Here is a 25,156-nt window from a genome sequence, read left to right on the forward strand (position 1 = left end):
GCCTCTACGGCGGCACCGTCACCAGCGGCCAACACATCCCCGACGGCACCAACGGCTTCTCCACCCGCTACATGTGGCGCACCGACGGCGCCGGCGAGGTCTACGCCTACCTCCCCACCTCCCAGCAGCACGGCACCTCACTCGGCCGCGGCTGCTGGACCTTTGCTCCCGGCGTCTGGACCCGGCTCCACCAACGCATCACCCTCAACACCCCCGGCCTCGCCAACGGCCGCATCACCGTCTGGCAGGACGACCGCCTCGTCCTCGACCACCCCGGCCTCGAGTTCCGCACCACCTCCGACCTGCGCATCGACGGCCTGTTCTTCTCCACCTTCTTCGGCGGCGACGACTCCAGCTGGGCCAGCCCCACTGACCAGCACGCCGACTTCGCGGACTTCGCCGTCACCTCGACCTCGACCCCACCACCTGCACCGCCGGGCGCCGCGGCGCCCGACTGCGGAGTGAACGGAGCCCCGTCATGACGAGTCGCACAGCCGGCTGGAGACGTCGAACGGCCGGGTTTCCCCGGATCCCGGTCACCGCCGTCCGGGCCGTGCTGCTGATCGCCGTGCTCGGTCTGCTGGGCGGTGCCTTCGTTCTGCTGGGAAACGCCTACGCCCCGGCAAGTCCGGAACCACTGGCGCGCCGGCCGATCCCGGTGGAACCGGTGGTCGACCCGGCCCGGCCCTGCACCCGGGAGGCTCCGCCGGTGCCTGCGGCCGAACCGGGCACGCCGTCCCGCGCGGGCGTGAGCTTCGACCCCGCCTCCAACACGATCGTGCTCGCCTCGGGCGAGGGCGTCAGCCTCTCCGCACTCAGCAGCGCCGTCGGCAACCCGGCGGCGCTGCGCGAGGTGGCCCCCGGGGAGTGGCTGCTCGGGGCCGACCTCCAGGTGCTCACCGGCGCCTCGTTGCAGATCACCGCCCCTGACGTGCGCTGGCTGAAGCTCGGCAGCAGCCCGGCGGGCTTCGTCACCGTCAAGGTTCTCGGAGGTGCCCTCGACATCACCGGAACCTGCGTCACCTCATGGGACACCGCCGCAGGCCACGCCGACGCGGACAGCCTCGACGGCCGCGCCTTCCTGCTCGCCCGCGACGGCGCACGGATGCTGATCCAGCATTCCGAGCTGCGCTACCTCGGCTATGGCGAGGTCGAGTCCTACGGGATGTCGTGGCGCACCGCGGCCACCGGCGGCATCACCACGAGCGTCGTGTCGCACCTGTTCTACGGGCTCTACTCGTTCCGGGTCGACGGACTCACGGTGCAGGACAACGAGTTCCACCACAACGAGCTGTACGGCATCGACCCGCACACCAGCTCGCGCCGCATGCTGATCGAACGCAACCTCGTGCACAACAACGGCAAGCACGGGATCGTCCTGGCCGAGGACTGCACCGACAGCGTGATCCGCGACAACGTGGTCTACGCCAACGACCACCACGGAATCGTGCTCTACCTGCACTCCGACCGGAACATCGTCGAAGGCAACGACTCCTTCGGCAACGCCGCCCAGGGCATCAACATCAATGAGTCGGCAGGCAACACCGTGCGCGGCAACCGCGTCTACGACAACACCGAGTCCGGCATCGCCGTCGGCCAGACCGCCAAGGACAACGTGGTGGAGAACAACCAGATCCGCGGCAACCAGCAGGACGGCATCCGCCTGGTCAGCGACGCCGTGGAGACCACCGTGCGGGGCAACGTCATCGGCGAGAACACCCGCTACGGCGTCTACGTCGACGGCAACGGCACCTTCGACCTGGCCGGCAACACCATCTTCGGCAACCGCACGGGCGTCATGCTGAAGGGCACGCCCACGGTCGTGACCCCTGCCGACAACCGGCTCTTCGACAACGTCAAGGGCGACATCGCGAAGAGCTGAGCCCCCACGCGACCCCTCCGCCGACGGGGACGCCGCCGGAGGGGCCACGGAGCGAGCCGGTGCAGCTCAGGCGTGGGGGAACGTGAAGAGCACCTTTCCGGCGCGGTCCGGCGAGGCGTTGCGGGCGAACGCCTCCTCGTACCGGTCGAGCGGGTAGGTGGAGTCGACGGGCACGGCGAGCACGCCGCGGGCAACGAGGTCGACGAGGTCGCCCACGACCTTCTCGATCTCGGCCCGGGGTGCGCTGCGAACCCAGTTGGTCAGCCAGAACCCGCGGACCGCGAGCTCGCTGAACACGAGGTTGCCGAGCGGTACCGCCGGCGGCTCACCCGTGGGAGAGGAGTAGCTGACGACGGTGCCGCCGAACTCGAGCGCGGTCGCCAGCGTCCCCGGCACACCCCCGCCCGCGCCGTCGAGGACCAGCCGGAGCTTGTCGCCACCCAGTGCCGCCACGATCCGGTCGCCCAGGTCGTCGCCGTCCACGAGGACGATGTCGCCACCCGCGGCCCTGGCCTCCTCTGCGGCCTTCTCGCTCCGCACCAGGCTGAGCGTCCTGAGGCCGGCGATCTTGGCGAGGGCGATCACGCTGCGGGCGACGGCCGAGTTCCCGAGGGTCTGGCCCACCCAGTCACCCGGCTCGAGGCCGACGTACTTGGTGAGCATCAGGTGGGCGGTGACCGGGTTGACCACCGCCATGGACAGCTGCTGCGCGTCGACGTCCTCGGGCACGACGACGATGTTGCGGGTGGGAACGACGACGGTGTCCCCCCACACGCCCTGTTCGTACGGGCTCAGAACGACCACGCGTTTTCCGGCGAGCGACCGGTCGGCGGCGGACCCGACCTCGATCACCCGGCCGACGCCCTCGGAGCCGAGGACCGCGGGGATCGTCGGCTGCAGCGCGTAGTAGCCGTTCGAGAACAGGTAGTCGACGGGGTTGATCGGCGACACCTCCATTCGGACGAGCGCGTCCTCGGCGCCGACCGTCAGGTCGGGGTCCTTCTCGAGGCGCGCGTTGCCGGTGAGGTCGCCGACGGCGGTCAGGACGATCTGGCTCATGGGAGTGCTCCTCGCTACGTTCACCAGGGGTAATCGTCGTATCTTCAACGACGCTTACGAACGTAGCGATCAACCCGACCTCTGTAAAGGTCTATGGCATTTAGACCATGTTCCGGTACCGTCGGGTCATGAGCTCCAGTGCGACGCGCATCGCCCGCGACGAGGCGGTCAGCGCTTCCGCGGCAGCGGTCGTGGACCTGTTGAACTCGCGTGCCTACGCCGGCAAGGCGGACAGGCTCGACACCCCCGAGTCGGCCACCGAGGTCCTCCGCCCCTTCGGACAGGAGGATGGCGGCCCCTCACCGCACCGTCTCGACCTCGTCCGCGCGATACGGTCCGACCTCCTCGACGTCCTCGCAGCGGCCGATCCCTCCGACACCGCCGGGAACTGGGCGGCCTTCTCCGGTCGGGTCTCCTCCATCACGTTCCAGCAGGACTTCTCCGAACCGGGGCAGGTCCTGCTGCGTCAGATCACCGGTGACCCGGTGGCCGGCCGGATCACCCGGGACGTCGCCGCGCTGGTCGCCGCGGGCGGCTGGTCGCGCCTGAAGCTCTGCGCCAACCACGAGTGCCGCGCGGTGTTCTACGACACCACCCGCAGCCGCACCCGGCGCTGGCACTCCTACGAGTACTGCGGCAACCGCACCAACGTCGCCGCCTACCGGGCGCGTACCGCCGGGTGCGGTGGTGACTAGAGGTCGTCCTGCCGCTCGCTGCGGTCGTGTCACGCCCTCGCCGTCACGCACGGGTGTTAGCGTCGAACCGTGAGTGCCGCTGCGACGCCCCCACGTCGTGGCGTTGCCCGTCCGCCGGTTTCGGCGCGAGCGCACGGTGACAGGAGCAACGGATGACCAGCCCCAACGTCGACCCTGCAGCGATTCCCGACAGGCGCATCCCCTCGGGGACCCCCGCGGGCGAGGCGCAGGAGCACCCGCCGATCTGGGATGTCCGCGGCATGCGGTGGGACTACGTTCCCGAGCTCGGTGGATGGGTGTGTGAGCAGGACAAGGACACATTGAGCCGCGACGTGGGTTCGATCCCGGCCGAGTTCCAGCCGACCTACGGATACCCGCCGCCGCACCCGCCGGTCCTGGACGTCTAGTGCGGTGGGCCGTGGTCAGGACCGTCCCGGCACGAGCGTGAGTCCCGGCAGCTGATCCAGCTGCAGCAGCCGCAGTACCCGGGTCAGGTGCGGGGCCGCGCCGTGGAGCTCGACCTGCCCGCCGGCGGCACGGAACGCAGCTGTCTCGAGGTGGAGCAGGCGGACCCCGCTGACCCCGAGGAACCGGAGACCGCCCAGGTCGATCCGGACCGTCCGGCCCGCCGTCCGGGTCAGGCTGCGCAGTGCCACGGCGAGGACGTCCAGGTTGGTCATGTCGATCTCGCCGCCGAGATGCAGCGTGGCCTCGCGGCGACGGACGTCGAGCTGCTGTTCGTGCAGGCCGTCGGGGTGGCCCGTCACGGCCAGGTCGAGGTGGTCCATCCCGGCTGCCCGGTCGTACAGGCACAGCACTGACACCTGGTGGTTGCGGCTGAGGTCCCCGAGCACCGCCTCGACGTCGGAGTACATCTCGTTCGAGGACGCGGCGACAACGCCGTCGGCCCACATGACCACGCCCAGTCCGCGATAGCCCTCGTCCAGGGCGTGCAGCACCAGACGTGCCGGCTCGGCGGCCGGGCGCAGGTCGGCGGGATCGAGGACGACCGGGCCGGCGCCGGACCGGTGCACGCCGGCGTCGAACCCGTCGGGCGCGGCGAGGGTGAGCACCTTCTCGCCACGGCTGTGGGCCGCGAGCAGCCACGTGTCGATCTCGGTACGCCGGTGGCGGTCAGAGGCGGCCAGGAGCGCGTGGTGCCCGACCGTCGCCAGCGCGTCACGCCGGTTGCCGGACATGCCCGTCCTCCTCTGTCGTGCCCGACCTCATGACCAGCCGGATCGTGAACCCGCGGTCCGTCGTACCCATCGTGACGTGGGTGCAGACCCGGTGGATCATCCACAGGCCGAGGCCTGCCGACGTCGTCCCCGTCGTGGGCAGCAGTCCGGCGAACGGATCGCTCGGCCCGGGACCTGCGTCGCTGATCGAGGCCACGACGCGCTCCGGCGCCGACCAGAGCCGCAACCGGACGGGCCGGCGCCCGTGCGCCAGTGCGTTGGTGACCGCCTCACTGACAGCGAGCACGGTGTCGTCGACCTCGATCTCGTCGAGCACGGTCGCGTCACCGACCGCGCGGGCGGCGTTGCGGGCAGCCGCAGGTGTGGGATCGAGCAGATCGACCACCGGAGGCGTCGTCGCCTCCAACGGGTCGACGTCACCGGCCGGGCGCTGGGCGAGGAAATCTGCCGGTTCCTGGTAGCGCGGGTTGGGGACGTGCCGGCCGTCGACGGTCGCGAGGTGCGGGTGGGTGCGGACGACGTCGGCCGCCACGTCGTCGGAGATGAGGCGCGTGTCGTAGGGGCACAGGCCCCACGCGGGGAAGGGGGCGAAGGCGTGGTTGATCGTGGCCTCGTAGCGGGCCCACCAGTCCCACGGCGCGCCCAGCCCCGGATGCGGGACCTCACCGAGCACGCGGATCTGCTGCGCACCGTCCGTCAGGCGGTCGGCGAGGAACTGCCGGTTGGTCGCGATCGTGTTCGCCGGACGCGTGCGCCGACCCTCCCGGTCGTCGAGGAAGACGACCCCGGGAATGCCGGTGAGCGCGGCGCGGAGCAGCTCCGCCGTCCCGCCCCCCACGCCGACCACGGCCGGCTCTCCGGCCGCGACGCCCTGTTCGAGAAAGGGGATGGCGATGGCGAGGAACTCCTCGTCGGTGTTGTAGAAGGCGGCCTCGTGGAAGTAGCCCTGGTGCCCAGCCGGTGCACCCGTCCGCATGCCGGAACCCGCCTTCCGTTCGTCCGTGAGCCGCCGATGTCCGTGCCGGGCCTCGCCGGCCCGGGCGACTCCTCCGACACGCCGTGACCTCCTGACCCGGTGGCAACGGGTGACGTCGTCCCGCGTCGATTACGACCGGATGCCCCTTCACGTACCCGCCATCGGGGTGGCCAACCACCCGGCTGGTCACGCTGCGATGTCGGCGCGGCTCCGGGCCCGTGGAGTCCTGCCTCAGCGGCTGGGCGAAGGTGGCCAGCGCAACACCGCCGCCACCCCGTCCTCGACGGGACGACCGACGAGCCCGGTGCGGCCCCCACCGAGTGGCTGGAACGAGGCGCCGGACCCCGCTGCCGCGCGGAGCAGCGCCGCGTCCACCGGCACCCGGTGAAGCGACCGCGCACCCATGGCTTCGAGCTCCTCGCGGTCGAGGGCGACGTGGGTCGGGTTCGCCGCGATCCACGCGGTCCCATCACGCTCGATACCGCCGTCGAGCAGCAGCGTGTCCACCTGCTCGGCGCGCATCGCCACCAGTACGGGACCGATGCCCTGCGCGAACGCGCCGTCCGGGCGGCCCGCGACCTGTGCGACGTGTTCGAGCACGGCGTGCCGTTCGCGGCTGGACGCGTCCCGGGCCGCCCGGTCGACCGCGGCAGCGAGCTCCTCGTCGCCGGCGCCGGAGGGAGCTCCGCTGTGCTCGATCTCCACCGCGTACCTCGCCGCGCGCTCACCGAGGTTGTCGAGCAGCAGCTTGCGCGACTGCGTCTCGCCGGCCAGCACGACGAGGCGCGCTCCGGCCTCGGACACGTGCCGGTCGACCCGCTCGGCGAGCTCGCTGACATTGCTGCGCCAGGTGTTCTCGACGGTGTGCTGCATCTTCAGGTGCTTCCACCCGCCGCCGCGCACCTTGTGCAGCGGGTGCCGGGCGCTCGTGACGTCCTCGACGGCTTCGGGGTCGGTGCCCGGGTCGCTCGGGTCGGCCAGCAGGATCTCGCCACCGTTCTTGTCGACCCGCACCACCACGGCCGTCATCGGTTCGGGCAGATCCAGCAGCATCGGCAGGAGGTCGGGCACCGACGCCCAGGAGGCCGAGGGTGGGTCAGGGGGCTCGGCGAGGACGCGGTCGAGCAGCACCACCCCGCTTCCGGCCACGAGGACCCGCCCGGCCCGGCCCACGACCCGCGGGCCGCCCAGGACGGCGTCCTCCAACGCGGCCAGCGTCGACAGGTCGGCGCCCTGGGCCTCCAGCGCGGACCGCAGCTCCTGCCAGCGCAGGCGCAGGGCGTGCTCGGCGTCCTCGGTCTCGTGGGAGACGTCCATGTAGACGGTGGCGTACGGCCCGGCGGCCCGGCTCACCTCACGGATGAACTCCAGATCCATCCCGGTCGGGTACCCCCGATACGGGGGGTCACTCGGCCGGTCGATGAGGGGCGGTGCGGGGGCAGCACCGTTCGGAGATCTCGTGCAGCGGCACCGGGGGTTCGGGAGGGCACCGAACGGGCATTCGTCGCGGAACGCGCACCGCCGGCGTCGAGGAGTGGGGATGGACATCGGTGCTCCTGCACCCACCGCGCCGCTCCTCGACGCGCTCGTCCGGCTGCGCGAAGCTGCCGCCGCCGCCCGCTTCGCGCTGGAGATCCCCGGTGCGGAGCAGGCGCGTGCCGTGCGGACCGAGCTGGTCCACCAGCTCGACGACTACGTGCTGCCTCGGCTCCGGCGGTTGGACGCCCCCCTGCTCACCGTGGTGGGCGGCTCGACCGGTGCGGGCAAGTCGACGGTCGTCAACAGCCTGGTGCGGGCACCCGTCACGCCCGCGGGGGTGCTGCGCCCGACCACGCGCTCCCCGGTGCTCGTGTGCCATCCCGAGGACATGCGCTGGTTCTCCGACACCCGTGTGCTGCCCGACCTCACGCGCACCACCGGTGCGGGCGCCGGCCACGAGACGCTGCAGCTCGTCGCTTCACCGGCGCTCGACCAGGGACTGGCCTTCCTGGACGCACCGGACATCGACTCGGTCGTCACGGCCAACCGGCGGCTCGCCACCCAGCTCCTCGCCGCGGCCGACCTGTGGTTGTTCGTCACCACCGCGGCCCGGTACGCGGACGCCGTGCCGTGGGACGTGCTGCAGACCGCCGCGTCCCGGGGCACCGCGCTCGCCGTGCTGCTCGACCGGGTGCCGCCGGGAGCCCAGGACGAGATCGGTCCCCACCTGCGGGAGATGCTCGTCGAGCACGGCCTGGGGGACGCGCTGCTGTTCGTCGTGCCCGAGACGGTGCTCGACGCCGGGCTGCTGCCCGAGCCGGTGCTCGCCCCCCTGCGTGCCTGGTTCCACGACCTCGCCCGCGACGCCGGGCAGCGGGCGATGGTCGTGCGCCGCACCCTGGACGGTGCGCTCGACAGCCTTCGCCCCCGCACCGCCGCGCTGGCCGCACAGGCCGGTGCCCAGGTGGACGCGGCGCGTCAGCTGCATGCGGACGCCCGGGCCGCCTACGCCGCTGCGCTGGCCGAGGTGGACGCCGGGATCCGCGACGGTGCGTTGTTGCGCGGCGAGGTGCTGGCCCGCTGGCAGGAGTTCGTCGGCACCGGGGAGCTGCTGCGCACGCTGCAGGCCCGGGTCGGCCGGTGGCGGGACCGGGTGGCCGCCGCCGTGCGGGGCCGGCCGCGGCCCGGGGACGATCTCGCCGTCGCGCTGGAGTCGGGGGTCGCGCTGCTGGTGGGCAGCGCTGCCGAGCAGGCCGCTGAGCGCACCGCGACGACGTGGCGGTCGACCGCGGCGGGGGCTGCCCTGCTCCGCGACGCCGGGCTGCGGCTGGACCGGGTGTCCCCGGAGTTCCGGGACGACGCCGAGCGCGCGGTGCGCGACTGGCAGGCCGCGGTGCTCGACCTCGTCCGCCGGGAGGGCGGGGACCGGCGGACGGTGGCCCGGGCGGCTGCGTACGGCGTGAACGCCACCGGCCTGCTGGTGATGATCGCCGTGTTCGCCACGACGTCGGTGATCGCCCCACCGATCGAGATCGTCGTGGCGGGAGGCACCACGATGCTGTCGCAGAAGGTGCTGGAGGCGCTGTTCGGCGACCAGGCCGTCCGCGAGCTCGCGGACGACGCGCGGGCGGACCTGCTGGACCGGGTCGAAGCCCTGCTCGGCCGGGAGGAGCAGCGCTACGCCCGCCTCCTCGAGCAGCACGCCACCCTCCCGGAGGACGGTGCCGCGCTGGCGCGGGCGGCGGCAGCGGTGGAGCGGGCCCGGTGAACGACGTGACCGGTCCGCGGCTCCAGGCCGGCCGCCGCGCCGAGCGCGAGCGGGCTACTGCCGAGGAGCACGTTGCGGCGCGGCTGCGGGCGCTGGACCAGGTGGTGCGGGTCGGGGCGGGCCGGCTCGACGAGGCGTTGCTCGTGCCGGCGCGGGCTCTCGCCCGCCGGGCCGGGGAGCGGCTGCGGCTGTCCGGGACGCACACGGTGGTGGCACTCGCCGGTGCGACGGGCAGTGGCAAGTCGTCGTTGTTCAACGCGCTCAGCGGGGCCGACCTGTCGGCGGTCGGGGTGCGGCGGCCCACCACCGGTGTCGCACACGCCGCCGTGTGGGGCGCCGAGGGCGCGGGCCCGCTGCTGGACTGGCTGGAGATCCCGCGGCGGCACCACGTCCGGACCCCGGAGGGGGACGTGGCGGAGAACCTCCGCGGGCTCGTGCTGCTCGACCTGCCCGACCACGACTCGACGGAGGTGGCGCACCGGCTCGAGGTGGACAGGCTGGTCGCGCTCGTCGACGTGCTGGTGTGGGTGCTCGATCCGCAGAAGTACGCCGACGCCGCGGTCCATGACCGGTACCTGCGCCCGCTCGCCCGGCACGGCGAGGTGATGGTGGTGGTCCTCAACCAGGTCGACCGCCTCCCGGTCGGCAGCACCGATGCCGCTGTGGCCGATGTCCGACGGCTGCTCGCCGACGACGGGCTCACCGGCGTCCCGGTGCTGGCCACGTCGGCCGTCGCGCAGGGCGGACAGGACGAGCTGCGGTCGGTGCTGATCGGTGCCGTTGCGGCGCACCGGGCGGCGCTGCGCCGGGTGTCCGCCGACCTGGACGACGTGGCCGCTGCCCTCGACGTCGTCGTCGCCGGGCCGGCACGCAACGACCTGGACCCGGCGACCTCCCGCGCGCTGACCGCGACGTTGAGCTCCGCGGCGGGGGTGGCCGCCGTCGGTGTGGCCGTCCAGCAGGCAGCGGTGCACCGGGCGGTGGCGGCCACCGGGTCGCCGTTCACGCGCTGGTTGCGACGGCTGCGCCCGGACCCGCTGCGGCGCCTGCACCTCGACCGGGCACTGGCCCGGACGGGTGCCGGGGACGGCGGGGGAGAAGGGCAGGGGAGCGGGCCGCCCCCGGTCGCCCGGACCTCGCTCCCCGCGAGCACCGCCGTCGAGAGATCCCGGGTGGACGTCGCGCTGCGGGCGCTGGCCGACTCCGCGGCCGAGGACCTGCCGGCCCCGTGGCCGGACGCCGTGCGGACCGCGGCCCGGGGCCGGTTCGAGGACCTGCCGGACGCGCTCGACCGAGCGGTGGCCACCACCGACCTCGGGCTGACGCGCACCCCGGTGTGGTGGCGGGCCGTCGGGCTGCTGCAGGCCCTGCTCGCCACGCTCGCCCTCGCCGGGGGCCTGTGGCTCGCCGCCCTGTACGTGCTGACGGTGCTCCGGCTCCCCGAGCCCGGCACCCCCATGTTCCGGGAGGTTCCGGCGCCGACCGCGTTGCTGCTCGGGGGGTTGCTGGCCGGGTTGCTCCTCGCGCTGCTGGCGCGGCTGCTGGCCGTCGTCGGTGCGCGCCGGCGGCGGGCGACGGCCGAGATGCGGCTGCGTGAGGCGGTGGCGGCCGTGGCCGACGAGCTCGTGCTCTCGCCGGTCCGGACGGAGCTGACGGCCTACGGCCACCTGCGGGACGCTGTGGCGCAGCTCCACCGCCGCTGAGCGCGCCGATCATCGCGTAGTACCGTCATCGGACAGTGTGTCAGACGCTACGTCATGAAGGGCGGAACACGTGACGCCGACGGTGGACGGCAGGGGGCATCTCCTCCTGGTGCACGGGGCATGGCACGGATCATGGTGCTGGCAGCAGCTGGAGCCCCACCTCGCCGCGGACGGCTGGACGGTCAGCACCATCGACCTCCCCAGCGTGGCCGACGACAGCGGGACCGCCGGCATGTTCGACGACGCCCGGGCCGTCCGCGAGCGCCTGGACGGCCTCGACGGCCCCGTTGTCGTGCTCGCGCACTCCTACGGCGGTGTCCCCACCGCACAGGCGGCGGCCGGGGCGCCCAACGTCTCGCAGCTCATCTTTCTCGCCGCCTACATGCTGGAGGTGGGCGAGTCGCTCGCCAGCCCGGTCGGGTGGGATCTGCCGGAGCAGGGCGAGGGCACCATCCCTCCGCCGCCCGCACGGGAGGCTCTCTATGCGGACCTGTCGGACGAGGATGCCGCGCAGGCGGAGGGGCGGCTGCGTCCCCACAGCATCCGGTCGCTGACCGAGCGCCTGACCGCCGCGGCCTGGACCACGATCCCGTCCGCGTACGTGCACTGCGAGAAGGACCAGATCCTCCCGCCGCTCATCGACCGCATGGCGCAGGAGCGGGCGGCGGCCGTGTACCGGCTGCCGAGCTCGCACTCCCCGTTCCTCTCGATGCCCGCGGAGCTCGCATCGCTCATCGGCAGCATCGCCGGGACGACGGCGAGCCGTCCCTGACCCCCGGGCTCAGCTCGCGGTCGCCTTGTCGCCGGTGGGGGTGACGGCGAACCAGGTGCCGTCCTCTCCGTGGTGCCCGGCGTTCTGCAGGCCGCCCGGGTCGTCACGGTGGCGGTACAGGGGCCACCCGGCGAGGGTGAGCTGCGAGGTGCCCTCGGGACGGGCGAGCCTGCCGACCAGTGCCGCGTCGACGCCCAGCAGCTCGGGCTCCTGGCCGGGCGCGACCAGCACCGGGATCCAGGTCTCGGTGCAGGGACCGGTGCACGTCGACGCGGACGGTGCGGCGCTGTCCTTGTCGGACCGGTACATGAGGTGCCCACCGCCGTCCGTGGCGACGACGCCGAGGGGGCCGCTCTGCACGGCGTACAGCGCCGGCACGGCAGAAGATGAGCCGTGGCCTTCGTGGGCGCCGTGGCCACCCTGGTGCTCCGGGGCGGCCGCGGTCGGGGCGGCTGCCGGCGGGGCGGCCGGTGCGGGGGGCGGTGCCGCGGAACAGCCGGCTACCGCGATGCCGGCGGCGAGGACGGAACCGATCAGGGTGAGCGCGGAACGGGACACGGTCCCCGATCCTCCCCGTACCGCCCTTCGGCCTCGACGCCGCCCCACGGCAGGCGTCAATTCTCCGGAACCTCGCGCCGGATCTCCTCCAGCCAGATCCGGGCCGACATGTCCGACGGTGCCCGCCAGTCCCCGCGGGGCGACAGCGATCCACCTGCGGAGACCTTCGGGCCGTTGGGCAGCGCGGACCGCTTGAACTGGCTGAAGCTGTAGAACCGCTGGGCGAAGACCTCGAGCCAGTGCCGGATCTCGGCGAGCGTGTAGACGGGCCGCTTGTCCGCGGGGAACCCGGGCGGCCAGTTCCCGGCCTCCGGGTCCCGCCAGGCGTGCCAGGCGAGGAACGCGATCTTCGACGGGCGGAACCCGTAGCGCAGGACGTGGAAGAGCGAGAAGTCCTGCAGGGAGTAGGGCCCGACCTTCGCCTCGCTGCTCTGCACCTCCTCGTCCTCACCGGTCGGCACCAGCTCCGGGGTGATCTCGGTGTCGAGTACGGATTCGAGCACCTCGCCGACCTCGGCCTCGAACTGCTTGGACGAGACGACCCACCGGATCAGGTGCTGGATCAGGGTCTTCGGCACGCCACCGTTGACGTTGTAGTGCGACATCTGGTCACCGACGCCGTACGTCGACCAGCCGAGTGCCAGCTCGGACAGGTCGCCGGTGCCGAGCACGATGCCGCCGCGCTGGTTGGCGGCCCGGAACAGGTAGTCGGTGCGCAGCCCGGCCTGCACGTTCTCGAACGTGACGTCGTAGTCCGGTTCGCCACGCGAGAAGGGGTGGCCGAGGTTGGTCAGCATCAGCCGCGCCGTCTCGGTGATGTCGAGTTCCTCGAAGGTGATCCCGAGCGCGCGGGCCAGCCGGATCGCGTTGCCCTTCGTACGATCGCCCGTGGCGAAGCCCGGGAGCGTGAACCCGAGGATGTCACTGCGGGGACGGCCAAGCCGGTCCATGGCCCTCGCCGCGACGATCAGCGCGTGGGTGGAGTCCAGTCCGCCGGAGACGCCGATGACGACCTTGGGCTGCCCGATGGCGCGCAGGCGCTGTTCGAGCCCGGACACCTGGATGTTGTACGCCTCGTAGCAGTCCTGTTCGAGGCGCGACTCGTCCGCCGGGACGAAGGGGAACCGCTCGAGCTCGCGTCGCAGCCCGATGTCGTCGCCGGGCGGGTCGAGACGGAAGTCGATCCGGCGGAACGAGTCGGCCCGGGCGCCGTGGTGCCTGCGGTTGTCGTCGAACGTGCCCATGCGCAGGCGCTCGGCGCGCAGCAGGTCGAGGTCCACATCGGCGACCGAACGCCGTGGACCCTCAGGGAAGCGCTCCGACTCGGCCAGCAGCACCCCGTTCTCGTAGACCATGGTCTGGCCGTCCCAGGCGAGGTCGGTGGTCGACTCACCCTCGCCCGCGGCCGCGTAGACGTAGGCGGCGAGGCATCGCGACGAGGCGGAACGGCACATCAGGTGCCGGTCCTCGGCGCGGCCCACCGTGATGGGGCTGCCGGACAGGTTCGTCAGCACCGTGGCACCGGCCAGCGCGGCCTCGGCGCTCGGCGGCACCGGCACCCACATGTCCTCGCAGATCTCGACGTGCAGGACGAACCCGGGCACGTCCGAGGCGGCGAACAGCAGGTCGGGACCGAAGGGCACGTCGACACCGGCGCCCGGGCCCCCGATGCGGATCGTCGAGCTGATGTCGTCGCCCGGAGCCAGCTGGCGGCGCTCGTAGAACTCCCGGTAGGTCGGCAGGTACGACTTCGGTGCCACCCCGAGCACACGCCCGCGGTGGATGACCACGGCGGTGTTGTAGACGCGGTGCCGGTAGCGCAGGGGGACGCCCACGACGAGCACCGGCAGCAGGTCGGCCGAACCGGCGACGATGTCGAGCAGCGCCTGCTCGACCGCGTCGAGCAGCGACTCCTGCAGGAGGATGTCCTCGATCGAGTAGCCCGACAGCGTCAGCTCGGGGAAGACGGCCAACCCGACACCGTCGTCGTGGCACTCGTTGGCGACGTGCAGCACCGACTCGGCGTTGGCGGCCGGATCGGCGATCGAGGTCGTGAGCGTGCAGGCGGCGACGCGGAGAAAGCCGTGGCGGTACGCGGAGTGGAAGTCCATGCGGGCGGAGACGACCTTCCTCGTGAGGGGAACACCGGAGATCCTGGTTCCAGTCTGCCCGCACCGCCGGATCTGGGAGACATGCGTGCTGCGCGCCGGGCTCCGTCCGGTTTGGAGCGGGGCGTCCGCCGGGTACCGAAGAGCACTTGACCTTGGAGAGCGGGGAGCAGCATGCGGATCGGTGGCGTGATCGTCGTCATCTGGCTGGTGATCGGTGTGATCGCGAGCTACCAGCGCGGCTACTTCACGCAGTCGGAGGTGAACTGTGCCGCATTCGGAACCGTGCTGGTGACCATCGTCGTCGGGCCGCTCAACTACCTCGGGGTCAACCCGCGGATCGAGTGCGAGGTGCCGCAGCCGTCGCAGTGAGGGGGTCCGGCGGCGGCGTCCCGCCGCCGGACCGGGACGGTCAACGCGACAGCCGCTGCGCCAACATCTGCTTGCCCTGGTCGGCGCCCTTGCGGCTCTCCGCCTGCGCTCGCCGGAAGAACTCGGCCAGGTCGTCGTCGCCGTCGCGTTCGGCGTCCTGGGCGTAGGTCTCCAGACGGAGGGCGTTGTTCAGGCAGGCCTCGGTGAACCAGATCAGGTTGTAGTCCTTGTCCTTGGTCCCGGTGACCTGCCCGGTCTCGGTTGTCGACACGACGTGCTCCCTTCTCGCGCTTACAGGATGCAACTCGTGCGTACCCGGAGTGTCGTGCATCACACGTCCGACTCCGCCGGAAATTGCCCCGGGGCCGTCCCGCTGCCGTGCCGCCGAGATGACGGTGGTGCCATACCCCGGCCGGGATGTGGCACCACCGTTCGTCACGACGACCTGCGCCGCCACCTGTGCCCGCGGGTGGGGTCGTAGGTCTCCTGGTGGGACCCCCCGGAACCGGAACTGCTGCGGGGCGTCGAGCACGAGTTGGCCGGGTGGGCGCCCCGCCGCTTGGCGTGCCGTCCGTGACGGGTCTGCCAGGCGGCCTGCCGAGCGGCCTGCCGCGCCTCGCGGGCGCCCCGCCGGGCCAGCTCGCGGATCTGCCGGCGCGTCGGTGGCACCGCCGGATCGCCGGCCTCGGAGATCTCGCGGGCGGGGTTGCCCTGCCAGCGGGTGTCCGCGCCGGGCTGCTCGCCCTTCATCAGGAAGGCGTCGGCCTCGACCACGACCCGCTCGCCCATGACCACGCCGTAGTGCACGTAGCTGTTGGCGCCGATCGTGCTGCCGCTGCCGATCACGACGTAGTCCGACTTGAAGCCGCCGTCCTCCAACGAGTGGCACTGGATCGTGGACTGGGCCCCGAGGGTGCAGTAGTCCCCGATCGTCACCATCGTCTTCTCCGGCATGGCCGCGCCGTCGTCGAAGAGCTTCTTCCCGACGCGCACGCCGAGCAGCCGCCACACGATCGACTTGAACGGTGTGCCGTTGTAGATCTGGAGGTAGCCGGTCCCGCTCAGCTTCCAGAGGCGCTCGTGCCGCCAGAAGTACGGCTCGTAGATGGAGCAGAACTGCGGCCGGAGCCTGCGGAACCCGAAGCTGATGCGCTCTTCCAGGATCGAGTACAGCGTGGTGAACAGGAGCGCGGCGATGATCCCCAGCGCGTACGAGCTGACCCCGATGTCGCTGTAGAAGTAGCTCGAGAGCAGCCCGATGACGACGACGCCGAACCACTGCACCCACCGCATCAGCAGGAACAGCACGATCGTGACGGCGTTCGAGCGGTTCTTCCTGGCCAGCCTCGCCGGGAACTCCTCGTCGGTGCGGAACCGTTCGAGCTCGATGTCACGCTGGACGGAGCGGGGGATCTCGAAGGAGGGAGACCCGAGAAGGCCCACCCCTTCCCGCACCGGGCCGTCCATCGGGATCATCGCCTTCGTGGCGAGCAGCACGTTGTCCCCGGTCCGGCCACCGGCCGGGTAGGTCACTGCGTTGCCCACGAAGCTGTTGTCGCCCAGCGACACCCGCGAGACCTTGAACGACGAGCTGGAGTAGTCGGCGTTCGCCATCGACAGGCCGTCCGACACGAGCGTCCCGGTGCCCACGTGAGACAGGAACGGCGACTCGTGCTTCACCATCAGCCCGAAGTTCGACCCGGTCTGCTGCACGGTGGACAGGTCGTACCCGATCATCTGCAGGTAGCGGATGATGAACGAGCTGTCGCCCAGCAGGTTGGTGAAGAACCCGATGTTGGTCATCCGGCGCAGCGCCCGGTGGGCCGTGTAGCGCAGCCCGTAGAGCTTGAGGGTGGTGTCCGCCGGCACGAGCCGGTTCAGCAGGCGCGGCAGAGTGGTGGCCACCAGCAGCCCGAGGAGCATCACGCCAAACAGAAGTGCGCCCGACACGAGGAAGTAGTCGAGGTAGAACCGGGGTTCCACGAACACGCTGCGGTCGGTGCCGTCCACGATGCCCTGGATCGCCGATGCGGAGTTCACGGTGGGGAAGATGCTGGGCAGCGCGACCAGCAGCACGCCGGTGGCGAGCGGGCCCCAGACCAGCAGCATCCCGAGCAGCTGGGACGTGCCGTAGGCGAAGCGCCGGGCCCGGGTGCTGCCCAGCGGCTCCACGCGCCGGTAGTCGGCGGTCGTCTCCTGCGCGGGCGACCCGTGGTAGCTCGTGCCCGCAGGCACGTGCTGACCCGTGTGCAGCGACGACGTGTGGCCGAGCTGCGCCCCCTCCCCGACGGAGGTGCCGATGTCGAGCACGGTGGCCTCACCGATGAGGGCGCCCGCCCCGATGTCGACGCGGCCCGTCCGGATCCACCCGGACTCGGCTCGGTACCCACTGAAGAACGAGTCCTTGCGCACGACGGCGCCGGCCCCGATGGAGATCAGGTCACCACAGACCGGCAGCGAGGTGGAGAGGACGACCGCACCCCTGCCGACCTTCACCCCGAGCATCCGGAGGTAGACCAGGTAGAGGGGAGAGCCGACGAACGCCAGCGCCGGGCTGACGCGCAGCAGCTGGCGCACCGTCCAGAACCGCAGGTAGGCGAACCCCCAGATCGGGATCACGCGCGGCTTCCAGCGACCGATCAACACCCATTTCGCCACGACCGGGAGCAGACTGAGAACGAGGAAGGCGCCCCCGCCCACGGCCACCGAACGCAGGTAGACGTCGGCCAGGCCGGTCGCCTCGGACACCCACTGGTACCCGGTGACGCCGACGAGCGCGACGACGTAGGCGAAGCCCACGTAGATCGCGGCCTGCGCGAACCCGGTGAACAGGTACTGCGCCGTGCTCGCCCGGCGGACGGTGCGCGGCTCCACCTCGGTGCGGCGCGGGGCGCGGTCCTGCAGCGTCGCGGCGAGCTTCCGCACCGTGGGGTTCAGGTACATGTCCTTCATGCCCACCGACGGCAGTTCCTCGTGCACCCTCAGCTTCGCGCTCAGCTGGGCGATGATCAGCGAGTTCATGCCGAGGTCGTCGAAGAAGTCGCTCTCGACGGACACGCGGTCGAGCGAGAGCATCCCGGCGACGGCGGCGGCCACCAGCTCCTCGACCTCGCCTTCGGCCTCGACCACCTCGCCCTGCGCCGCCTGGTAGCGGGGACCCTGCGGTGCGGGGAGGTTCTTGCGGTCGGCCTTGTCGCTCGGGAGCATCGGGATGCGCTCGAGCTGCTCGAAGTACGCGGGCACCATGTACTTGGGGAGCCGGCGGCGGAGCTCGTCGTGCAGGAGGTCGACGTCCACGGGCGGCCCCTGGCGGCGGCGCGTGTAGTAGGCCACGAGCTCCACCACACCCGGGGCGGGCTCGTAGGTGTCCACCACGGCCTGGGCGACACCGGGCAGCTGCAGGAGCAGCGACTCGATCTCGGTCAGCTCGATGCGGTAACCGCGGACCTTGACCTGTGTGTCGATCCGGCCGAGGGTCTCGACCATGCCGTTCTCGGTGATCCGGCCGAGGTCACCGCTGCGGTAGATGAGTCCTGAGGTGTTGTTGGGGATGCCCAGGACGTCGGGGATGAAGGCCTTCGCGGTGAGGTCGTCGCGGTTCACGTAACCGGCCGAGAGGCCGATGCCGGCGATGCCGATCTCGCCGAGCTCGCCGGGGAGCAGGGGGTGCTGGTCGTTCTCGTCGAGGATCACGATCGAGTACGTGGGGAGGGGAACGCCGATCGTCACCGGCTGGTCGGGGTCCAGCGTCGTCCAGGTGGCGGTGACAGTGGCTTCGGTGGGGCCGTACACGTTGAGGAACCGCCTGCCGGGGCGGTGCCAGCGAGCCACGAGGTCCTGGGGGCACGCCTCCCCGGAGACCAGCAGGAACCGCAGGTCGGGGAGGTCGTCGTCCATCGTCGCGAGCAGGGTGGGCACGCAGCACATGGCGGTGACGCCCTCCTCGCGGAGGAAGTCCGACAGGTCCTCGCCGAGCAGGCTGCCACCCCGCTTGGGTACGAGCGTCGCCCCCACGACGAGCGCGATCCAGATCTCCTCCACGGAGAAGTCGAACGCGATCGTCATGCCCTGGTACATGCGGTCGTCGGGGAGGACGCCGTAGGTCTCGGACGCGACCCGCACGAAGTTGCAGATGCTCGCGTGCTCGATCGCGACGCCCTTGGGGCGACCCGTCGTGCCGGAGGTGTAGATGATGTAGCAGAGGTCCTCCGCCGGCGTGCCCTGCTCGGCTGCGCTGAGCCGGGACCCGTCCTGGGCCTCGACCTCGTCCTGCACCTCGTCCACACACACCACGGCGGCCACCGCCTCCCCCACCTGCGCGCGCAGGTGGGAGAGGGTCAGCACGACGCTGACGCGGGCATCGCCCACGATGTAGGCGATGCGGTCGGGCGGGAACGCCGCGTCGAGCGGGACGTACGCGGCGTTGATCTTGAGTACCGCGAGCATGGCCACGTAGGACTGCAGCGGCTCGTCGAACACGAGCCCTACCCGTGCGCCTGGCCCGACCCCCCGGCCGAGCAGGAACCGGGCCATCCGGTTGGCTCGTGCGTTCAGCTCCGCGTAGGTGACCTCGAGGTCCCGCCTGCCCACGGCGAGATGCCCGGGGTCCCCGTCCGCCAGTAGCTGGTCGCACCGCTCCTCGAACAGGTGGTGCAGCCGTTCACCGGGCTTCCACCGCACCGACTGGTCGGTGTCGTCGCTGCTGAGTACCAGGTCCGCGAGCCGGCCGAACGCCCCAGCCGGCCGGGTCCCCTGGTCGAATCCGGTGCTCATACCGCGATGGCGTGCAGACCTGAGGCGGCCGACTCCTCGAGGATGTCGAGGCCGCGGTTCAGGAGCTGCTCGGACGTGGTGAGCGGGGCCAGGATCTTGACGACCTCGTCGCGGGGCCCGGCGGACTCCACGATCAGGCCCTGGCGGGCGCTCTGCCGGCAGATCTCGGCGGCGACGTCACCGTCGCGGACGTCGATGCCCTGCATCATCCCGCGGCCCTTGACCCGGGCGCCGGGGACGAGCTTCGCGATCCGCTCCAGCCGCTGTCCGACCAGCGCGCTGCTGCGCTCGATGTCCTCCTGGAAGCTCCGGTCGGCCCAGAACTTCTCCAGGGCCACCTTCGCGGTGACGAACGCGTGCGCGTTGCCGCGGAAGGTCCCGTTGTGCTCGCCGGGCTTCCAGATGTCCCACTCGGGTTTGATCAGGAGCAGCGACATCGGCAGGCCGAAGCCGGAGATGGACTTGGACAGCGTCACGAGGTCCGGGGTCACGCCCGTGCCCTCGAAGCTGAAGAACGAGCCGGTCCGACCGACGCCCGCCTGGATGTCGTCGACGATCAGCAGCGCGCCGTGTGCCTGGGCGGTGGCGGCGATGCGGCGCAGCCACGGCCGGGAGGCGACGTTGAGGCCGCCCTCGCCCTGAACCGTCTCGAGCAGGATCGCCGCGGGGGCGTCGACGCCGCTGGACGGGTCGGACAGCATCCGGTCGAGCATCTCGGCGGTGTCGATCGAGGCCCCGTGGTAGCCGTCGTAGGGCATGCGGGTGACGTCGGGCAGGGAGAGCGTGGTCCCCATGCGGTTGTCCCGGTTCCCGGTGGCGGCCAGCGCGCCCTGGCTGACGCCGTGGAAGCCGTTGGTGAACGAGATGACGTTGCGGCGGCCGGTGACCTTCCTGGCCAGCTTGAGTGCGGCTTCCACCGCGTTCGTCCCGGTGGGGCCGGTGAACTGGATCCGGTAGTCCATGCCGCGGGGCTCCAGGACCAGGCCTTCGAAGGCCTCCAGGAACTCCATCTTCGGCCGGGTGAACAGGTCGAGGCCCTGCGCGATGCCCCCGCCCCGGATGTGGGCGATGAGCGCCTCGGCCATGTCGGGGTCGTTGTGGCCGTAGTTCAGGGAGCCGGCGCCGGCGAGGAAGTCCAGGTACTCCCGACCCTCGGCGTCCCAGACGAGGGTGCCGCGGGCCCCCTCGAACACGATCTCGTACTTGCGGCTGTAGCTCCGGACACGCGACTCGCGCCGCGCGAAAACGTCCATGCCGGTCGAGTTCCGGCGTTCAGTCATCATGTCTGGGCCTACGCGGCAGGCCTCCGGTTTGTTCGAGCTTCAAGTAGTGACCGTACTCACCGCGTTCGCGCAAGGGTTTGATCCACATTTCCGTAACGCTCGGGTAAACCCTTGAATGCAGATGAAGCCAGCGTGAAGGGTATTAACCGGACACGTTCGGGAAGTCTGCGAGCACTGTCGGAAAAGTGTTCCCGGCTGTGACTTACGACATGTTGAGGGCTGCACCACCCCGGACGCGGGGAGCTCACGCCCACCCGCCCGCCTGCGCCGAGGGCAGGCCGCCGGGCCCGGCAGCCGCCTGCCGATCGAGGCGCCCCGGCTACTGTCCGCCCCGGCCAGAGAGGTCACTACTGCGGAAGCCGGCGTGCCACGGTGACGCCGGTCGGGTCCATGACCTGCCGGAAGCAGGGCTAGCGTTCCGCGGAGCCGATGATCAGGGGGGAAGCGGTGGCGAACGGACCAGTCGCGGTGGTGACGGGCGCGGGTTCCGGCCTCGGCCGCGTGGTGGCGCGGGCTCTGCTCGGCGCCGGATATCGCGTGGCCTTGGCGGGCCGCCGACGCGAGGCGCTCGAAGATACGGCAAACGCCGATCCGGCCGCGGTGGTGTCGCCCACCGATGTTGCGGACGCCGGGTCGGTCGCCCGGTTGTTCGGCACGGTTCTCGATACCTGGGGCCGGGTGGACCTGCTGATCAACAATGCCGGCACGTTCGGCCCGGCCGGCAGCCCCGACGAGATCTCGGTGGAGGATTGGACGGCTACGGTCGCCACCAATCTGACCGGTTCGTTCCTCTGTGCGCGGGAGGCATTCACCGCGATGCGCTCCCAGCAGCCGCAGGGCGGGCGGATCATCAACAACGGCTCGATCTCCGCCCACGCCCCCCGCCCGGGGAGCGCCGCGTACACCGCGACGAAGCACGCCATCACCGGTCTCACGAAGTCCATCTCGCTCGACGGGCGGCCCTACCGCATCGCCTGCGGGCAGATCGACATCGGCAACGCGGCCACCGACATGACGGCCGGGATCGCCACCGGAGCGCGCCAGGCCGACGGCAGCGTGCGGCCGGAGCCGACGTTCGACCCCGCCCACGTCGCCGACGCGGTGCTGCTCATGGCCGGGCTGCCGCTCGACGCGAACGTGCAGTTCATGACCATCGCCGCGACGGCGATGCCGTTCATCGGCCGGGGCTGACCGACCGTGCGGCCTGCTGCGGTCAGTGCGCGCGGATCATGCCGCCGTCGCAGCGGACCTGCTCGCCCGTGACGTAGGACGCCGCGGTGCCGGCCAGGAAGGTGACGACCGCGGCGAACTCTTCCGGGGTGCCGTAGCGGCCCACGGGGATCGACGCCTCCGCCAGCGCCCGCTGTTCCTCGGGGCTGCTGCCCGAGCGTTCGGCGACAGCACGGTCCAGCACGGCGACCCGGTCGGTGTCGATGCGGCCGGGCAGCACCATGTTGACGGTCACGCCGTCCGCGGCGACCTCGCCCGCGAGGGTCTTGAGGTAGCCGGCCAGCGCGCCACGTGCGGCGTTGGAGGCCACGAGCCCGTTGATCGGCTGCTGCACCCCGGTGGACCCCACCGCGACGATCCGGCCGAAGCCCCGCTCCCGCATGCCCGGCAGCACTGCGGCCACGAGCCGCAGGTTCGGCTGTACCAGGAGGTCGACGGCGGTCGCGAACTGCTCGGGGGTGAAGGCGTCGGCGGTGCCGGGCGGCGGGCCCCCGCCGTTGAGCACCAGCACGTCCACCGGGCCGAAGCGCTGCTCGGCCTCGGCCACCAGCAGCGCGGCGGCGTCCGGGTCGGTGAGATCGACCTCGACCCCGACGGCCGACGGCAGCTTCGCCGCCTCGGCCTGCACCAGGTCCCCGCGCCGCCCGGCGAGCACGACGTGGGCGCCTTCCGCGGCGAGTGAGCGCGCCACGGCGAGACCGAGCCCGGAGCTCGAGCCCGGCACGATGGCGGTGCGTCCCTGCAGTCCCGTGTCCATGGTCAGGGAGTCAACCACTCCGCCCGATCAGCGCGGGCGGTACCAGCGGGGCGAGGTCGACAGCGGCGGGGTGAGCGCGGCGTGCACCGCGACCAGGTGGGGGCCTGCGGTGTCGAGGCTCTTCGCGAGCGCCGCCTCGAAAGCGTCGCCGAACCCGTCGACGCGCTCGGCAGGCACCCCGAAGGCGGCGGCGAGCGCGGCGAAGTCCGGGGTGGCCAGGTCGACGCCGCGGGTGGGCACCCCGGCCTGCACCTGGTCGAAGCGCAGCATCCCGTAGCCGCCGTCCTCGACGAGCACGACGGTGAGCGGCAGCTGCTCCTGAACCGCGGTGGCCAGCTCTCCACAGGCGAAGAGAAAACCGCCGTCGCCCACCACGGCCACGGCCCGGCCGAGGCCGGCGGCCGCCGCGCCCAGCGCAGCGGGGAAGGCGTAGCCGAGCGTGCCCCAGCCCATCGGGTAGGCGAGCCGGCGCGGCCCCGGTACCCGGTGAAACCCGGCGACCCAGTAGCCGGCGATGCACATGTCGGCGAGCACGGTGGCGTCGGCGGGGACGAGTCGGTTGAGCACGTCCAGCAGCTGGGCGGCCTGGGGTTCCTCCTCCCGCACCAGCGCCGCGACCTCCGCACGCAGGCCGTCGATGCGAGCGGTGACCTCGCCGCCGTCGCGGGGCGCGACCGCCGCGGCCAGCCGTCCCGTCACGTCCTTCGCATCTGCGACGAGCACGTGGTCGGGCCGGTAGTTCTTCGCCGCGTCCCCGGCGTCGACGTTGATCGCGAGCAACGCGGGCGGCGCGGGCATCCGCCAGTTCTGCGTGGTCATGCCGTCGAAGTCGCTGCCGATGGCGACCACCAGGTCGGCCTCGTCCCACAGCGACCCGATGGCGGGCACGTGCGCCGGACCGGGCACCAGGAACGGGTGGTCGGGCGGGAGCACGCCGCGACCGTTGTACGTGGTGAGGACCGGTGCCGCGAGGCGTTCGGCGAGCAGCGCCACCTCCGCGCCTGCGTCCGCCCGCAGGGCTCCGCCGCCCACCCACAGCAGCGGACGGCGGGCCCGCTCCACGAGCGCCAGCGCGGCCGCGAGGTCGGGTTCCGCCGGTTCCTGCTGACCCTCCGGCGCGCCCGGCCCGGGCTGTCCGGCGGCCGTGAGCAGGTCCGTCGGCACCCCGAGGTAGACCGGTCCCGTCGGCGCCCGCAGAGCCGTGCGTCCGGCCCGCAGCACGTCGCCGTACAGGTCGCTCGCCGCGGTGCTCGTGGTGGCCGTCTTCGTCACCGGCGCGAACATGGCGGCCTGGTCCCGGGTCTCGTGCAGCACCCCCCGGTACACGCCGGGACGCCGCAGTGTCGACGGGATGTCGGTGGCGAGCACGAGCACCGGCGCGCCGGACGCCATGGCCTCCCCGGTGGCACCGAGGGTGTTGGCCGCCCCGGGGCCGGTGGTCACCACCGCGCCCCCGAGCCTGCCGGTGGCCCGCGCGTAGCCGTCCGCCGCATAGGCGGCGGCCTGCTCGTGGCGTACCCCGATCAGCCGGATACCGGCCGCGGCCGCGGCTTCCCACACCGGCAGGTTGTGCACGCCGGGCAGCCCGAAGGCGAGGTCGACCCCGAGCTCACGCAGCGCCGAGACCAGCGCCACCGCTCCGCTGTCGGATCCGAGCTCAGCCATCGGCCACCTCCTGTGACGTCCAGAGGATCGACCATAGGGAGGAGGGGCGCCGAGCGGAACGGGCCGCGCCGCGATGTCGGGAACGGCGCGGGGACGAGGTATGCGGCTGCGGCGAAGTAGGCTCCAGACATCCGATGTCCTGGGAGGTCGAGTGCCGGTCACGGACGAAGCGATCGAGAAGATCAAGGCGATGATCGTCTCCGGCGAGCTGGGCCCGGGTGCGCGGCTGCCTCGCGAGGCCGATCTCGCCGAGCGGCTGGGGCTGTCGCGCAACTCCCTGCGTGAGGCCGTCAAGGCGCTCTCGCTGATCCGGGTGCTGGACGTCCGGCAGGGCGACGGCACCTACGTCACCAGCCTCGACCCGCACCTGCTGCTCGACGCGATGACGTTCGTCGTGGACTTCCACCGCGACGACACCGTGCTGGAGTTCTTCGAGGTGCGGCGGATCCTGGAACCGGCGGCCACCGCGATGGCCGCCCTCACCATGACCGACGAGGAGATCGACGGCCTGCGCGGCGTGCTCGCCGAGCTCGACCCGGAACCCGACGTCGAGGCACTCGTGGCCAACGACCTGGAGTTCCACCGCCGTGTCGCGGTGGGCAGCGGGAACACCGTGCTGTGCTCGCTGATCGAGGGCCTGTCGGGCCCGACCACCCGCGCCCGGATCTGGCGGGGGCTCACCCAGGAGGGTGCTGTCGCGCGCACGATCGAGCAGCACACGGCCATCTGCGACGCGATCGCGGCCCGCCAGCCGGACGTCGCGCGGTCCTGGGCCACCGTCCATGTCGCGGGCGTCGAGGAGTGGCTGCGCAGCGCGCTGGGCACCGCAGGCGACTGACCGGAACCGCGCGCTCGGCACGGTCCTCGCAGACCCGTG

The 25,156-nt window shown here is 72.0% G+C and carries 21 protein-coding genes; 10 read left to right on the forward strand and 11 right to left on the reverse strand.

The window, feature by feature from the left end; genetic code table 11:
- Positions 1-482: polysaccharide lyase (locus HF577_RS05240; RefSeq protein WP_407692186.1), on the forward strand; the 482-nt coding region annotated here is incomplete at its 5' end.
- The gene (locus HF577_RS05245) at positions 479-1,882 is read left to right on the forward strand and encodes a right-handed parallel beta-helix repeat-containing protein (RefSeq protein WP_169394587.1); all 1,404 of its coding nucleotides are present in this window, start codon (positions 479-481) and stop codon (positions 1,880-1,882) included. The genes HF577_RS05240 and HF577_RS05245, both read left to right, overlap by 4 nt.
- 66 nt (positions 1,883-1,948) lie before the next feature.
- Here HF577_RS05245 and HF577_RS05250 read toward each other — a convergent pair whose 3' ends face one another.
- On the reverse strand, positions 1,949-2,941 hold the full coding sequence (locus tag HF577_RS05250; protein ID WP_169394588.1) for a zinc-dependent alcohol dehydrogenase family protein: 993 nt from the start codon (positions 2,939-2,941) through the stop codon (positions 1,949-1,951).
- Positions 2,942-3,069: 128 nt separating this feature from the next.
- Here HF577_RS05250 and HF577_RS05255 point away from each other — a divergent pair, with 128 nt between their 5' ends.
- On the forward strand, positions 3,070-3,636 hold the full coding sequence (locus tag HF577_RS05255; RefSeq protein WP_211173824.1) for a CGNR zinc finger domain-containing protein: 567 nt from the start codon (positions 3,070-3,072) through the stop codon (positions 3,634-3,636).
- Positions 3,637-3,788: 152 nt separating this feature from the next.
- Positions 3,789-4,043: a hypothetical protein gene (locus tag HF577_RS05260; protein WP_169394590.1), complete on the forward strand. Its 255-nt coding sequence runs from the start codon at positions 3,789-3,791 to the stop codon at positions 4,041-4,043.
- 15 nt (positions 4,044-4,058) lie between these two features.
- Here the strand turns inward: HF577_RS05260 and HF577_RS05265 are convergent, their stop codons facing one another.
- From HF577_RS05265 to HF577_RS05275, 3 genes are all read right to left on the reverse strand, one after another.
- On the reverse strand, positions 4,059-4,835 hold the full coding sequence (locus tag HF577_RS05265; protein ID WP_169394591.1) for an STAS domain-containing protein: 777 nt from the start codon (positions 4,833-4,835) through the stop codon (positions 4,059-4,061).
- The gene (locus tag HF577_RS05270) at positions 4,816-5,811 is read right to left on the reverse strand and encodes an anti-sigma factor RsbA family regulatory protein (RefSeq protein WP_169394592.1); all 996 of its coding nucleotides are present in this window, start codon (positions 5,809-5,811) and stop codon (positions 4,816-4,818) included. Before HF577_RS05270 ends, HF577_RS05265 begins: the two co-directional genes overlap by 20 nt.
- A gap of 231 nt (positions 5,812-6,042) precedes the next feature.
- Entirely contained in the window at positions 6,043-7,188 is a 1,146-nt protein-coding gene (locus tag HF577_RS05275) for a baeRF2 domain-containing protein (protein ID WP_169394593.1), read from the reverse strand.
- A 163-nt stretch (positions 7,189-7,351) separates the two neighbouring features.
- On the opposite strand from HF577_RS05275, the gene HF577_RS05280 reads away from it, so the two are divergent.
- From HF577_RS05280 to HF577_RS05290, 3 genes are all read left to right on the forward strand, one after another.
- Entirely contained in the window at positions 7,352-9,058 is a 1,707-nt protein-coding gene (locus HF577_RS05280; RefSeq protein ID WP_169394594.1) for a dynamin family protein, read from the forward strand.
- Positions 9,055-10,761, forward strand: a complete 1,707-nt coding sequence (locus HF577_RS05285; protein WP_211173825.1) for a GTPase — start codon at positions 9,055-9,057, stop codon at positions 10,759-10,761. The genes HF577_RS05280 and HF577_RS05285 overlap by 4 nt, the downstream gene beginning before the upstream one ends.
- A 70-nt stretch (positions 10,762-10,831) precedes the next feature.
- Positions 10,832-11,533 (forward strand): alpha/beta fold hydrolase, encoded by a 702-nt coding sequence (locus HF577_RS05290; protein ID WP_169394595.1) that lies wholly within the window; start codon positions 10,832-10,834, stop codon positions 11,531-11,533.
- A 9-nt stretch (positions 11,534-11,542) separates the two neighbouring features.
- Here the strand turns inward: HF577_RS05290 and HF577_RS39100 are convergent, their stop codons facing one another.
- Both HF577_RS39100 and HF577_RS05300 read right to left on the reverse strand, forming a co-directional pair.
- On the reverse strand, positions 11,543-12,091 hold the full coding sequence (locus tag HF577_RS39100; protein WP_169394596.1) for a hypothetical protein: 549 nt from the start codon (positions 12,089-12,091) through the stop codon (positions 11,543-11,545).
- A 56-nt stretch (positions 12,092-12,147) separates the two neighbouring features.
- Positions 12,148-14,202: an NAD(+) synthase gene (locus HF577_RS05300; RefSeq protein ID WP_169394597.1), complete on the reverse strand. Its 2,055-nt coding sequence runs from the start codon at positions 14,200-14,202 to the stop codon at positions 12,148-12,150.
- 171 nt (positions 14,203-14,373) lie between these two features.
- Between HF577_RS05300 and HF577_RS05305 the strand changes: the two genes are divergently transcribed.
- The gene (locus HF577_RS05305; RefSeq protein ID WP_169394598.1) at positions 14,374-14,571 is read left to right on the forward strand and encodes a hypothetical protein; all 198 of its coding nucleotides are present in this window, start codon (positions 14,374-14,376) and stop codon (positions 14,569-14,571) included.
- 40 nt (positions 14,572-14,611) lie between these two features.
- Here HF577_RS05305 and HF577_RS39105 read toward each other — a convergent pair whose 3' ends face one another.
- From HF577_RS39105 to ectB, 3 genes are all read right to left on the reverse strand, one after another.
- The gene (locus HF577_RS39105) at positions 14,612-14,842 is read right to left on the reverse strand and encodes a hypothetical protein (protein ID WP_169394599.1); all 231 of its coding nucleotides are present in this window, start codon (positions 14,840-14,842) and stop codon (positions 14,612-14,614) included.
- Positions 14,843-15,006: 164 nt separating this feature from the next.
- Positions 15,007-19,344: a Pls/PosA family non-ribosomal peptide synthetase gene (locus tag HF577_RS05315; RefSeq protein WP_169394600.1), complete on the reverse strand. Its 4,338-nt coding sequence runs from the start codon at positions 19,342-19,344 to the stop codon at positions 15,007-15,009.
- Positions 19,341-20,597 (reverse strand): diaminobutyrate--2-oxoglutarate transaminase, encoded by a 1,257-nt coding sequence (ectB, locus tag HF577_RS05320; RefSeq protein ID WP_211173826.1) that lies wholly within the window; start codon positions 20,595-20,597, stop codon positions 19,341-19,343. The genes HF577_RS05315 and ectB overlap by 4 nt, the downstream gene beginning before the upstream one ends.
- 477 nt (positions 20,598-21,074) lie before the next feature.
- Between ectB and HF577_RS05325 the strand changes: the two genes are divergently transcribed.
- On the forward strand, positions 21,075-21,818 hold the full coding sequence (locus HF577_RS05325; RefSeq protein WP_312858952.1) for an SDR family oxidoreductase: 744 nt from the start codon (positions 21,075-21,077) through the stop codon (positions 21,816-21,818).
- 22 nt (positions 21,819-21,840) lie between these two features.
- Here HF577_RS05325 and HF577_RS05330 read toward each other — a convergent pair whose 3' ends face one another.
- Positions 21,841-22,614, reverse strand: a complete 774-nt coding sequence (locus HF577_RS05330) for an SDR family oxidoreductase (protein ID WP_169394603.1) — start codon at positions 22,612-22,614, stop codon at positions 21,841-21,843.
- 27 nt (positions 22,615-22,641) lie between these two features.
- Positions 22,642-24,279, reverse strand: coding sequence for a thiamine pyrophosphate-binding protein (locus tag HF577_RS05335; protein WP_169394604.1), 1,638 nt, complete (start codon positions 24,277-24,279; stop codon positions 22,642-22,644).
- A gap of 151 nt (positions 24,280-24,430) precedes the next feature.
- Here HF577_RS05335 and HF577_RS05340 point away from each other — a divergent pair, with 151 nt between their 5' ends.
- Entirely contained in the window at positions 24,431-25,117 is a 687-nt protein-coding gene (locus HF577_RS05340) for a FadR/GntR family transcriptional regulator (protein ID WP_169394605.1), read from the forward strand.
- Positions 25,118-25,156: the final 39 nt, after the last annotated feature.

It is taken from the genome of Pseudonocardia xinjiangensis, from assembly GCF_012911925.1.
Taxonomy (GTDB): Bacteria; Actinomycetota; Actinomycetes; order Mycobacteriales; family Pseudonocardiaceae; genus Pseudonocardia; species Pseudonocardia xinjiangensis.